This is a genomic window from Bacillus sp. CECT 9360, from assembly GCF_918741275.1.
GTDB lineage: Bacteria > Bacillota > Bacilli > Bacillales > DSM-1321 > Peribacillus.
On sequence record NZ_CAKKNA010000003.1, the window covers coordinates 45954 to 58637 of the forward strand.

Consider the following 12684-nt stretch of genomic DNA (forward strand, 5'->3'; position numbering starts at 1 on the left):
TTTAGATTTGCATTTGGGTTTTTATTTTTATTACAACTTTTGCATTGTAAATGATTTTTATATAAAATAAACATAATAGACTAAATATTTAGAAAATAATAAGGAAAGGTCGATGACTATGACAGCCATTCATATTCCAGAAGTTAAAGTAGCTGCAATCCAACTTCAGCCTGTGCTTGGAGATGTAAATGCGAATTTGTTAATGTGCGAAAAACTCGCAGATGAAGCAGCAGCAAAGGGTGCGAAATGGATTGTTCTCCCTGAATTTTTCACAACGGGGATGGGCTTTGACGAGCGAATCGCCAGTACGGCGTTGCCTCCGGACGGTAAAGCTTCAACTCTTTTGATCACGCTGGCAAAACGGCATCACGCGTTTGTTGGAGGGTCTTTTTTATGCCGCGACAGCGACGGACATGTTCGCAATGCATTTCTGCTTGCTTCTCCCGAAGGGGTAATCCTTGGGAGGCATGACAAAGATTTGCCAACGATGTGGGAAAATTGTTATTATGTCGGCGGTGAAGACGACGGTATCATACATACTCCTGACGTGACTGTCGGTTCTGCGTTATGCTGGGAATTCATGCGTTCACAAACCGCTCACAGGGTTCGTGAAAAAGTGGATATGATTATTGGCGGAAGTTGTTGGTGGAGCGTTCCTTCGTGGTATCCTAAATCATTGACAAGCAAATGGGAAACGGAAAACGCTAAAACAGCGTTGGAAAGCGTTCGTTCATTCGCGACGCTCGTTGGTTCCCCCGTCGTTCACGCGTCACACTGCGGGCCAATTGAATGTCCGTTGCCTTTGATGCCTTTGCGTTATCGCGGCTATTACGAAGCAGGCGCCATGATCGTTGACCAAGAAGGAAGTGTTTTAGCGATTCGAAATCGCCATGAGGGACCTGGTGTTGTTGTCGCGACTGTGCAACCCGGCAGACATCAGCCAAAACGCGATATACCCGATCAATTTTGGTTGTATAAACGGGGACAGTTGCCGGCATTTTCCTGGATGTATCAACGATGGCATGGAAAGCGTTGGTATGCAAAACATATGGCAGGAGAGAAATCCGGATAACCACTTTGCACGGCTTTTAATCCATGGCTCTGTTAAATTCCATTGTTGATTTTCAAATGGTCATGGAATCTACTCGCTTTCCGCGGACGAACTGGCAAGCCTCCTCACTCGTACCTCGCCGCGGGGTCTTGCCAGCCCGTTTTTCCGCAGGACGTTGAATCATCATCCTTGAATAGACACCGCACGAGAAAATGCGTATGCATTTTCGAGGAGTCTCGCAGATTCCCTTCCCAAAAACAACATTATCGTTTAACAGAGCCTAATCCATAAAAATAGACGTGTTCAGAAAACACGTCTTTTATCCTTTCATGTATAAAACATCAATAACTTGTCTATAACAGGGATAAGACTTTCTCGGTAATCACAAAATGATTACCTGAAAAACAATCGTAATCCATTTTGATTGTTTTTCGAGTATTCCCCCTTTTTGAGCAGGATTCTAAAACCGGGTGCTTAATAATGTATTAAGCTCATCCAATACGGAATCCTGCTTTTTTTATTTCACTTATTTAGGAACCGCTCAATTCTTCTGACGGCTTCTTGTAATTGTTCCATCGAAGAAGCATAGGAACAGCGAATGTGTCCTTCTCCACTGTCCCCGAATACATCACCTGGCACAACAGCAACCCGTTCCTCGAGCAGCAATCGCTCTGCGAATGCTTGAGAGCTTAATCCGGTCACTGCGATAGAAGGAAAGGCATAGAAGGCTCCACCCGGATTATGGCATTCTAAGCCGATTTCATTAAAAGACTTAACGATATAATTTCGTCTTCTTCGATAACTCGTCCGCATTTCTTCCACATCCGCCATTCCATTTCTCAATGCTTCCAAGGCGGCATATTGAGCCATGGTTGAAGCACACATCATCGCATATTGATGGATTTTCAGCATGGCTTCGGAAATTTCCAAAGGCGCGCAAACAAAGCCGAGGCGCCATCCGGTCATCGCAAATCCTTTTGAAAAACCGTTGATTAATATCGTCCTTTCCATCATGCCATCGATGGCTGCAATCGAAGTGAATGCTTCGTCATAGGCGAGCTCGGCATATATTTCATCCGCGATCACAAGTAAGTCATGCTTTTTAATGATTTGGGCGAGGTTTATTAATTCTTCTTTTCCAAGCTGGGTGCCTGTCGGATTGTTAGGCGAACAAATCATGACCGCTTTCGTCTTCGGAGTAATACTCGCTTCAAGTTCCGCCGGCATCAGCTTAAAATCGTTTTCCTTTGCAGTCTGAATCGTTTTTGGGATTCCGCCGGCCATGGTCACAAGCGGGGCATATGATACGAAGCACGGCTCTACCACCAAGACTTCTTCTCCGGGATTGACAATGGCACGCAAGGCAATATCTATCGCCTGGCTTGCTCCGACCGTTACAATAATTTGGTTTTCCGGATTATAGGAGACGCAAAACTCCTTTTCCATGTACCGGGCAATTTCCGTCCTGAGCTCCATTAAACCTGCGTTGGCTGTGTAGGAAGTACGTCCCTCTTCTAACGATGCAATCGCAGCTTCTCTTACAGACCAGGACGTTACAAAATCAGGTTCGCCCACACCGAGAGACACAACCCCTTCCATATTTGCGGCGAGATCAAAAAAACGGCGTATTCCAGATGGTTTGAGGCTTGCTACCGTTTTTGAAACATAACTGGTTTTAATCATGGAGACACCACAATTCGCTTATCTTCTTCCACTTGTTCAAATATTGTGCCGTCATGCTTATACTTTTTCAAAATAAAATGTGTCGTTGTCGAGATTACAGAATCGAGAGTAGACAGCTTTTCAGACACGAACTTGGCCACTTCATTCATCGAACGTCCCCTGACCACTACTGATAAATCATATACACCGGACATTAAGTATACGGATTCTACTTCTTTAAATCGGTAAACTCTTTGGGCCACCTCATCAAAGCCAACACCTCTTTTAGGGGTCACCTTCACATCGATCATTGCCGTTACACCCTCATATCCTTCGACCTTTGCCCAGTTAATGACGGTTGCATAACGGACAATCACTCTCATATCTTCCATCTTTTTAAGTACCGTTTCGATTTCGTCCTTTGACAGGTCGGTCATTTTCGCAAGATCACTATGATCAATCCGACTATTTGTCTCGATAATGCTAAGTACTTCGAGTTCTTTTTCATTTAAATTCATATGCTTTTCTCTCCCAGTTGAAACCATATTTATTTTCCTAACATCGTTTTCCACACAATATACAGAATTATCAAACAAAAGTAAACTCCAATCATTATAACAAATGCAACAAGCACTCCCAAGGGGTAAAATCTTTTTTTTATAAAATAGCAATAGACCATATGCATAATGGGTAAAATAGGAAAAACTTTCAGCGGGGTGACGCAGATGAAAAAGGTTCTCCATATTAGAGGCAATGACATCTATTACGAGCAGCAAATACTTTCGAAGGAAGCTCCTACGTTAGTCTTGCTTCATGGTTTTTTATCTTCTTCCTTTTGTTATCGAACGTTACTGCCAAAACTGAGCAGGGATTACAATGTGATTTCAATTGATATTCCGCCTTTTGGACATAGTGGCAAATCGAGGCGCTTTAGTTATTCTTATCAAAACCTGGCATTGACCCTGCTCGATTTCTTGGATGCTATTGGCGTTAGAAAATGCACGCTCGTAGGCCATTCCATGGGCGGACAAATTTGTTTGTATATGATTAAAAACCGTCCCGGGCTGGCCAAAAATGCCATTCTCCTCTCCAGCTCCGGCTATCTGCCAAAATCCAAGCGTTTATTACGATACACAAGTTATATCCCCTACTTCCCAAAAGTCGTGAAACGGTGGCTTGAGAAAACAGGGGTAGAAGTGAATTTACGAAATGTCGTGTATAACAAAGAACTCATTGATGATGAAATGCGAGAGGGTTATCTGGAGCCATTTCTGAATGATAATATTTTCAATGCTTTGACACGGATGCTACGTGACCGTGAAGGCGATTTGCCCGAAATGGATTTACAGGCAATCGAGACCAGCTGCCTTTTGCTATGGGGAAAACATGACCGGGTCGTACCTTTGAGCATCGGAAGGCGTCTCCAAGCTGACTTGAAGAATTCGGAATTAATTGTCATCGAAGATGCGGGACACCTAATCCCCGAAGAAAAACCTGATGAGGTTTACAAATATATCAAGGAGTTTCTTGTAAAAGAAAAGCTGATGCAAAAAGCATAATTTCGCTTTTTGGCATCAGCATAAATCATAAAGAACAGCTTGCGTTATGTTTAATAAGCAGTAACTTTTCCGAAATGGCTCGGCACTCTTTTAAATGAATCTCTATTTCAAACGACAATTCATAGATCCCTTGAATTTTGACTGCCAGTTCTTTCGGGTCATCCAGATCACTAACGGCCATAACGCAATCCGCGATTTCCGTTTCGTAAGCATCCCGACCCCAGCCAATAGGGTCCCATTCCTGCAAAGCCTGGACAAGCTCCATGTTCATTTGCTGTCTTTCCATCAGTAAATCACCTGCAATAATTATTTCAACCTGTTATCATTATAATATTATTATGAAAAAAATAAAACGGCGGTGATCAGTTTATGGACAACAAGTTATTTGAAACCTTAATAGAGAGAAAAAACACCGGTGCGGTCAAGTGGGATTATCTCGGGGAGATATACGGCGCTGAAGACCTTCTGCCCATGTGGGTGGCAGATATGGATTTCCCTTCCCCAGAACCTGTCCAAAAGGCATTGATTGACAGAATCAAGCATCCGGTTTTTGGCTATTCAGCACCATCCAAAACCATTAACGATACGATCCAAGCATGGATGAAAGCAAGACATGGCTGGGATATCAAAAAATCATGGATCATGTTCAGCCAGGGAGTCGTGTCGGCGCTTGCTGTCACGATCCAGGCATTTACGGAACCGGGTGATAAGGTGATGCTGCAATCCCCTGTGTATACGCCTTTCTTTGACATGATCAAAAACAATGAACGCGAAGTAGTCAACAGCCAGCTACATGTATCAGAAAACCGTTTTACAATTGACTTTACCGATTTCGAAGAAAAACTGAAAAGCGGGGTAAAGCTTTTTTTATTGTGCAATCCCCATAATCCTGGCGGTAGGATTTGGACAAAAGAAGAATTGGCGCAAATCGGTGAGCTCTGTGAAAAATATGGAGTTATCATCATCTCGGACGAAATCCATGGCGATCTTTATCTGCCGGAATTTAAGCACATTCCGCTTGCCTCCATTGATAAAAGGTATGCAAACATAACCGTTACACTAATGGCTCCGAGCAAAACATTCAATATAGCCGGATTGCAATCTTCATTAATGATCACAGAAAATATGGAATTGCAGAAAAAAATTAAAGCCGTTCAGGACCGGAATGCCTTTCACGGATTAAACCTTTTCGGATTGACCGCGATGGAAGCGGCATACCGTGATGGGGAAGATTGGTTGAACGGATTGGTGGCATACTTAAAAGAGAATGTTGAAATAACCAGGGATCTAATAAGTCGTGAGTTGCCGGAAATTGGCTTCATGTATCCGGAGGCTTCTTATTTAGTCTGGCTGGACTGCCGCAAATTAGGGCTGACTGATGAAGAATTAAAAAAATCGCTGGTTGAAAAAGGGAAGCTGGCTCTAGAGCCAGGCACTAAGTATGGACCAGGCGGCGAAGGTTTTGTCCGCATGAATATCGGATGCCCACGGTCTATCCTGTTGGAAGGTTTACAGAGGCTGAAGAAGTCTTTTTCATAAGGGAAGCATTAAAAAACGTGGAGAAAAGTTGAAAGTTTCTCCGCGTTTTTTATTTTTTATTCGTCTTTTTCATCTTCTTCAACATATGGATCATGTTCATAAGCAGGCAAGTCACCCAATATGCTCATAACTCCTTCTTCATCCAGCATTTTCTCATATTTTTCATGCTTCGGATATATGGTTATATTCTTGCCTTCGATATCGACTCCGACAAAATTCTCATAATCCTCTACATAGCCGATATTTTCTTCGCTTTCTTCATACCAATCATTGGGGTGATCCTTAGGGCTGGGCAAGTCTGATGGAGAACTCGAGGTTCCGAACGTCGCTACTTCCTGCCAGGTATCTTCTGCATCCGTCACAACATTTTCGTCTTCCTCATCCATATCAAACTTGCCGAACGGCGGCATAAGAACCCCTTCCTCGACCGGCCGATTGTGGGAGGTCTCATGAGAAGGCGTATGTTCAATACAATACAGGGTTGTAGGCAGGGCTTCGAGGCGAAGGGCAGGAATATCCTCTCCGCACACTTTACATTTCCCATAGGTCCCCTCATCCATAGCTTGAAGCGCTTTTTCATTATCCCTGATTTCATTTCGGTAATGTTCTAAAAGTGCGAGGTCCTTTTCCCTTTCAAACAATTCTGTGCCTTCATCACCGGGATGGTTATCATAACTGGACAATTCAAAAGAAGAGTCGCGAAGAAGGCTCTGTTTTAAATTGAGATCGTTTGACTCGTGTAATCTATTTCTTAAATCTTCACTTGTTTGCTGCAACTGATTTTTCAACTCGGATAACTTTTGATCTGAGAGCATCTGCGCCAATCCTTTCTGGTTGCTAAACGTAAATCCGATTCGTACGACATTACACATGTTAAGCGCTACTTCCCTTAGTATTTTCTATCTCCCCTCCTTTATTTAGGTATTTTTTCCCGACATAATTTATGGTCCGTATCCAAAAGATAAAAAGGCTGTATTCTAGGGTTGGGTTCGTTTGTTTTTTACAGGCGAAGCCTCTTCTCGTTTAATTATTAATATATTTCTCGAATACATATCCGAAATCTTTTACATGATATTTCTTCCGGCTTTCCATAAGCCAATTGAACGAAGCCTCATTTATCTGCTTGAAGTTTTCAACAAGTTGGGCTTCAGGGGACTTTACCCGGCTTAATGTATTCGATGCGAGATCGATGCTTTGATGCGCATAGTTTAATGAATACTCGTTTTCATGGCAGGTTTCTGCGATCTTGATTAAAGCTTTGAATAGGTCTTTAAGCTCCTCAATGAACTTTTTATGTACATCAATGGAAAATGGAACAGAACCGATGACAAATTTTATTTCGACATCCAAATCGACTGTACCCGCCGTTTCAAGAGAAACGTTGGAAATGGTATGCTCACTATAGCTGTAACGACGGAGAATGCGTTTTTTACTAACTGCGCTCGTGCCATCAAGGTGAATTAATGCTTTATTTGTAAAACAGTATTCATCCATTCTGGATTTAATAAGGAAATAAATTTTCTCACCGTCTTCATGCATAACATAATCATCCGCATCGACTTTGTCATAATCAGCAGGCTTGATGACACTTCCGATATCGCTCAAGCCAAGCATATCCGCAGCCACTTTTTTAAACATCCCATCATTCCTCTCCGTCCAATTAGTAAATAAAAAAAAATCAGAAAATATTTCCATATTCCCTTATCATTCTATTTGCGCTAGTGTAGTGTGAAAGCAAACAAACTTTAACTTACTATAGGGAGTATTTTATGAAATACATTCATCATTTATTATCTTTCGGCTATCATCAGGCCATGTCCTGCCTATTTCCTGTGATTATTTTTCTGACGCTGGCGGTTTCGAAGTTCATTCCGGGAGACTTTATCGCACGCTATGACTTTATTCTGCTGGTCTGTCTCATTTATCAGCTTCTATTTTTGGTCACCAGATTGGAAACCTTTGATGAATTCAAGGTCATATGCCTATTCCATGTCATCGGCCTCGCCCTTGAATTGTATAAGGTTCATATGGGGTCCTGGGCTTATCCGGAAGAAGCATGGTCTAAGATTGCTGGAGTCCCTTTATACAGTGGATTTATGTACGCCAGTGTCGCCAGTTATATGTGCCAGGCATGGCGCCGAATGGATTTGCAGCTGGTTAACTGGCCAAATACCTGGATGGTAACCCTGGTGGCTGCGGCGACTTACTTTAACTTTTTCACCCATCATTATATGTGGGATCTGCGCTGGGTTCTAAAGGCGGTAATCCTTCTGCTCTTCTTTAGAACGTTTGTAACGTTTACCATTCAAAGAACGACCTACAGAATGCCGCTTTCACTATCCTTTGTTTTGATTGGCTTTTTTATCTGGATCGCGGAAAACATCGTCACTTTCTTCGGTGCCTGGCAATATCCAAACCAGCAAGCTGGATGGCAGCTCGTACATGTCAGCAAGATCAGTTCCTGGCTCCTGCTGGTCATTGTCAGTTTTCTGGCGGTCGCTCTATTGAAACATGTAAAAAACAAGGAATTGACAGAAATGAAGGATAAAAACATTTCGTTTAAATAAGGGGAGTTTTTCGTTTGAATCGAGGGTATTTTCGTATAAATTAACCTTGTTTTCGTTTAAGAGACGAGATTTTTCGTTTAAATCAATTGACCTCTTTTTTGTATACAAACTTTCAGAAAAAGCTGTGCATTTCATGAATGAAATTCACAGCTTTCCTGACTCATGGCTGGACTCGTTTCTTCTTGTGATTTCATCCTCTAATTCCTTTGTTTTGAGCGCTTCCTTGCGGGAATATTTAATGATAAACCTCATGGTAAACACCGCGGCGATAAAAAAGATTGCCGAGGTTATGCCTGCAGGGATATATTCAGATTTATCTTCAGGGAAGTAAAGAAAAAGTACTAATACTGCATTATTAAGAAAGTCCATTTGTTACATCCTTTCTATAAGGCCACATTCTTTGATTTATTATATCAATTTACCAAGCTTCTCTCTATCATATCCGTGTAACAGAAATATGCTTTTGTTAGTGACTGTTTCTTAGCAAGTGATGGAGAAGCCGGTCTTTATCGTCAAAAAATTGTTTCATTAACCTAAAGTGATTCGTATCCTCAAGTTCGGTTTCCCTGATTCCGTCTACTGATAACTCTAAAATTTTCGCCTCTGGATAGGCCATTAAGATGGGGGAATGTGTTGCGATGATGAATTGAGAGTTTTCCTTTACCAGTTCATCAAGCCTTGATAAGATGGACAACTGACGTAACGGAGATAATGCTGCTTCCGGCTCATCCAGAATATAAAGCCCATTTCCTCTAAATCGGTGTGAAAATATTGAAAAGAATGATTCTCCATGTGATTGTTCATGAAGAGAAACACCTCCAAATGAATCGATAATCCGTGGGCCCCCGACTTCCCTATCCAGCTCTTCAATATTCGTTGCCAGATTATAAATCGTCTCAGCCCGCAAATAAAATCCGTCCCCGGGCCTGTTGACTCCTTTTATAACCTTGATATATTGCTCAAGCTCAGAATGGGAATCAAAGGTACTGAAGTTAAAATTAGCGCTTCCTCCCTCTGGATTAAAACCAGCAGCAACGGCAATTGCTTCAAGGAGAGTCGATTTACCCATACCATTTTCACCGATTATATATGTAACCTTAGGATGCAGAGACAATTCGTGTAAATTAAGGATAACTGGCAAGTTAAACGGATAGCTTTCAAATGAAGGCACTTCCTTGCGTTTTAATTCAATTCTTCTAATAAATTGAGTTAAATTCATAACAACCCCTCCAGAGCTTTCCTCCATGTTCTCTCAAACCCTTAAAAAAGAAACGAAAGCTTTTGCCTCGTTTCTCTTATCTCATTATAAAACTTTGATTGATTGAATGACAACATCTTCAACCGGCTTATCCCCAGATCCCGTTTCTAAGCCGGTGATTTTGTCGACGATATCCATGCCTTCGATAACGTGGCCAAAAACCGTATGCTTATGATCCAGCCAAGGGGTGCCGCCTTTTTCCATATAAGCGGTGATAATTTCATCCGGATAGCCCGCTTGTTTCATTTGCTCGCCCATGCTGCTGTCGACATGTGGTGCTTGAACGATGAAAAATTGGCTTCCGTTTGTGCCGGGTCCTGCATTCGCCATCGACAATGCGCCGCGTAGGTTGAATGCCTCCATCGAAAATTCGTCTTCAAACGGAGCGCCCCAAATGCTTTCTCCGCCCATACCCGTTCCCTGGGGATCGCCGCCCTGGATCATGAAGTCTTTAATGATGCGGTGGAATATGACTCCTTCATAATAGCCATTTTCGGCATGCGTAACGAAATTTTCTACCGTTTTTGGAGCTAATTCCGGAAATAGCTTAATCTTGATACTTCCCTGGTTTGTTTCCATGATAACTGCTTTTTCATTTTCCAGTACTTCTGTCGTTAATTGAGGAAAGTCTGTCATAATTGATTCACTTCTTTCTTCTTAATTTTCCTAAAATCTTGGCTTCTCTTCTATTTTATTGCCTTCATTTGTCAACTTTACACGACTTTTTTTAAAAAATCATCTTTTAAGAAACTTCTATTGTTCTGCGAGTTCTTTTATTTTTTGTAAGCTTCTTCAGCAAATTCTACTCGAAGTATTTTTCTCCATCAGGAAGCTTCCCAAAGTCCCCGATTTCAATTGAGAGCAGAATCTGTCCGTCACTACCAGATAAGCTGTAAGTATAGGCGAGGTCTTCGGGAGCCAAAGGCTGTTCCCACCTTGAATTATAAAGGGAAAGCCTAAGCAAGATCTTCGGTTCCCATGTAATGACAGTCAATTTCGTATATTGACCGTCATCCAGGTTCCATGAAATTTCACTGTCGATGCTTAAATCGACATTATAATCGGGATCTTCAGGCAAGTCATCCCACTGCTTGATAAATAGAGGCTTCACCAAAACTCCCCATACCTTTGAAGCAGGTGAATGAATAGTAATCTCGTCTTTCACAATTAGTTGATTGTCATTTTGTTTGCTCCTTCATTTTCCCCCATATTATCATTATCTAAATCTTCGTTCCAACCATGGAAAAAGAAATCGGCTGACTGTAAAAATCCAAGCATCTTATGTATCATGGAGAGTAGAAATGTATTGAAAGGGCGGATAAAGACATGACGGAAGACAACTTCAAGGTTGGGGATAAAGTAACGGCGATTTATAAAACGGGAAAATATATCGGAGAGCTTACAGACATTCGTCCAAATGCCTATCTTGTAAAGGTTCTTGCCGTAGCAAAGCATCCGATGCAAGGAGATCTCCATAATCCTAGGCAGACGGATGTGACGATGTTCCATCAAAGACGGGCCCTTGCTTTTCGGGAGCAGGCCAATATCCCTAAAAATATGGTTAAACATTATGAAGAGGAGATCCCGGAATATAAGACTTCACTAAAGGAGTCTATGGACAAAATGAAGCAGCAGCTTTCTGAAGATAGTAAGGAATGGAACCAAAGAAGCCTGGAAATGCTCGGCGAACTGGAAGCAGATTATTTTAAATAAAGGCCTGTTAAGGAATAATGTTGATTTTACTATTTTTGGCTTATTCGTGTGAAACCGAGGTTTCACACGCCTTTCAGCAGTATGCTGAAAGGTAGCAACAGTCCCTGAGACGTAAGAGAAAGCTCGCTTTCTCCTTCGTCTTAGGGACTGTTGCAAAAATGAGCCAAAAGCTACAGAGATATGTAACATTGCTTAAATAAATACTAAAAGCCAAATCAACTGTATGTGATTTGACTTTTATAATGCAAGATTATCAAATACTTTTGATAAATCGATACGGTCACCTATTGTGGTAGGTTGATGATTTTTCATGTAGCTTTTATCCTTTTCTACCAGTTTGAAGATATTGTAAGTAGTCAGTGCGTCATCAAGGGCACGGTGGTGTTTCCCTGTGCCTTCTTTTCCATATGCCTGAACGGCTTTCCACAATCCAGTCTGGTTTTGATCACCGAAAAAGCGTTTATATTCCATGGATAAATCGATTTGCTTGCCGCGGAACGGGAACTCAACATTTGCTCTTTGGCAGTTTTGGCGCAATACCTTCATATCCATGTTTCCCCAAGTAACAATCGAAGTAGGCTGATTTTGGTCATATTTTTTCAATAAAGCAATAAGGTCTTTAAAAGGTATCCCGCTTTCAACCTGTTCCTGTGAAATATTAAGGAAAGTTTTACAGCGATCTGTAAGTTTAGAGAATTTAGAGGGGATGACAAATGATGAAAATTGATCGATAATTTGCTCATTGATAACGGCCGCCAGTCCGACTTCAATAATTTCCGGGTAAAAACCATCAGGATTCATCTTTCCCTCAGGCATGGTAAATTCAAAATCGATAAATAAATGCTGTTGCCCACCTTCCATTTCCGCGCCTCCTTTCCTTATATATATAAAACGTTCATATTTTTAAATAATTGGCTCTGTTAAATTCCATTGTTGATTTTCAAATGGTCATGGAATCTACTCGCTTTCCGCGGACGAACTGGCAAGCCTCCTCACTCGTACCTCGCTGGGGGGTCTTGCCAGCCCGTTTTTCCGCAGGACGTTGAATCATCATCCTTGAATAGACACCGCACGAGAAAATGCGTATGCATTTTCGAGGAGTCTCGCAGATTCCCTTCCCAAAAACAACATTATCGTTTAACAGAGCCAAATAATTAATAACCTTCTATCTGCATCATTATTCAAACATTATAACAGAAACTTCTGAATAATTTTTATCTTTTTTGCATTTTATTCGGTATTTTTCTTAGCAACCCCTTTTTTCCTGCCAGGTTTTGGATTATCATGGGGAAGTAAATCGAGATTATTCGACACGAATCGATTGACGGTCCTTTA

Annotated in this window: 15 protein-coding genes; 5 read left to right on the top strand and 10 right to left on the bottom strand. The window is 41.6% G+C overall.

The window, feature by feature from the left end:
* Positions 1-118 precede the first annotated feature (118 nt).
* On the top strand, positions 119-1072 hold the full coding sequence (locus tag LQ216_RS04080; RefSeq protein ID WP_230126969.1) for a carbon-nitrogen hydrolase family protein: 954 nt from the start codon (positions 119-121) through the stop codon (positions 1070-1072).
* Between the two features lie 501 nt (positions 1073-1573).
* On the opposite strand, the gene LQ216_RS04085 is transcribed toward LQ216_RS04080, so the two are convergent.
* Both LQ216_RS04085 and LQ216_RS04090 read right to left on the bottom strand, forming a co-directional pair.
* Positions 1574-2734 carry an aminotransferase gene (locus LQ216_RS04085; protein ID WP_230126971.1) on the bottom strand — a complete coding sequence of 387 codons (1161 nt, stop codon included), beginning with the start codon at positions 2732-2734 and terminating at the stop codon, positions 1574-1576.
* Positions 2731-3231 carry an Lrp/AsnC family transcriptional regulator gene (locus LQ216_RS04090; RefSeq protein WP_230126973.1) on the bottom strand — a complete coding sequence of 167 codons (501 nt, stop codon included), beginning with the start codon at positions 3229-3231 and terminating at the stop codon, positions 2731-2733. The genes LQ216_RS04085 and LQ216_RS04090 overlap by 4 nt, the downstream gene beginning before the upstream one ends.
* 207 nt (positions 3232-3438) lie before the next feature.
* Here LQ216_RS04090 and LQ216_RS04095 point away from each other — a divergent pair, with 207 nt between their 5' ends.
* Complete coding sequence (locus LQ216_RS04095) at positions 3439-4272, top strand: alpha/beta hydrolase (RefSeq protein ID WP_230126975.1); 834 nt, start codon at positions 3439-3441, stop codon at positions 4270-4272.
* Between the two features lie 25 nt (positions 4273-4297).
* On the opposite strand, the gene LQ216_RS04100 is transcribed toward LQ216_RS04095, so the two are convergent.
* Positions 4298-4558: a DUF1871 family protein gene (locus LQ216_RS04100; protein ID WP_230126977.1), complete on the bottom strand. Its 261-nt coding sequence runs from the start codon at positions 4556-4558 to the stop codon at positions 4298-4300.
* Between the two features lie 83 nt (positions 4559-4641).
* Between LQ216_RS04100 and LQ216_RS04105 the strand changes: the two genes are divergently transcribed.
* Positions 4642-5811, top strand: a complete 1170-nt coding sequence (locus LQ216_RS04105) for a MalY/PatB family protein (RefSeq protein ID WP_230126978.1) — start codon at positions 4642-4644, stop codon at positions 5809-5811.
* Between the two features lie 56 nt (positions 5812-5867).
* Here LQ216_RS04105 and LQ216_RS04110 read toward each other — a convergent pair whose 3' ends face one another.
* Positions 5868-6626 (bottom strand): TraR/DksA C4-type zinc finger protein, encoded by a 759-nt coding sequence (locus LQ216_RS04110; protein ID WP_230127483.1) that lies wholly within the window; start codon positions 6624-6626, stop codon positions 5868-5870.
* A 208-nt stretch (positions 6627-6834) separates the two neighbouring features.
* Complete coding sequence (locus LQ216_RS04115; RefSeq protein ID WP_230126980.1) at positions 6835-7449, bottom strand: PH domain-containing protein; 615 nt, start codon at positions 7447-7449, stop codon at positions 6835-6837.
* 131 nt (positions 7450-7580) lie between these two features.
* On the opposite strand from LQ216_RS04115, the gene LQ216_RS04120 reads away from it, so the two are divergent.
* A complete protein-coding gene (locus LQ216_RS04120; RefSeq protein ID WP_230126982.1) occupies positions 7581-8378 on the top strand; it encodes a DUF817 domain-containing protein in 798 nt (265 codons plus the stop codon).
* 144 nt (positions 8379-8522) lie between these two features.
* Here LQ216_RS04120 and LQ216_RS04125 read toward each other — a convergent pair whose 3' ends face one another.
* From LQ216_RS04125 to LQ216_RS04140, 4 genes are all read right to left on the bottom strand, one after another.
* Entirely contained in the window at positions 8523-8747 is a 225-nt protein-coding gene (locus LQ216_RS04125; RefSeq protein ID WP_230126984.1) for a hypothetical protein, read from the bottom strand.
* A gap of 97 nt (positions 8748-8844) precedes the next feature.
* Positions 8845-9597, bottom strand: a complete 753-nt coding sequence (locus LQ216_RS04130) for an AAA family ATPase (protein ID WP_230126986.1) — start codon at positions 9595-9597, stop codon at positions 8845-8847.
* A gap of 84 nt (positions 9598-9681) precedes the next feature.
* Positions 9682-10272: a peptidylprolyl isomerase gene (locus LQ216_RS04135; protein ID WP_230126987.1), complete on the bottom strand. Its 591-nt coding sequence runs from the start codon at positions 10270-10272 to the stop codon at positions 9682-9684.
* A 166-nt stretch (positions 10273-10438) separates the two neighbouring features.
* Positions 10439-10747, bottom strand: coding sequence for an SRPBCC domain-containing protein (locus LQ216_RS04140; protein ID WP_230126989.1), 309 nt, complete (start codon positions 10745-10747; stop codon positions 10439-10441).
* Between the two features lie 215 nt (positions 10748-10962).
* On the opposite strand from LQ216_RS04140, the gene LQ216_RS04145 reads away from it, so the two are divergent.
* On the top strand, positions 10963-11349 hold the full coding sequence (locus tag LQ216_RS04145) for a kinase-associated lipoprotein B (RefSeq protein ID WP_230126991.1): 387 nt from the start codon (positions 10963-10965) through the stop codon (positions 11347-11349).
* A gap of 237 nt (positions 11350-11586) precedes the next feature.
* Here the strand turns inward: LQ216_RS04145 and kapD are convergent, their stop codons facing one another.
* Complete coding sequence (kapD, locus tag LQ216_RS04150; protein ID WP_230126993.1) at positions 11587-12210, bottom strand: 3'-5' exonuclease KapD; 624 nt, start codon at positions 12208-12210, stop codon at positions 11587-11589.
* Between the last annotated feature and the right edge of the window lie 474 nt (positions 12211-12684).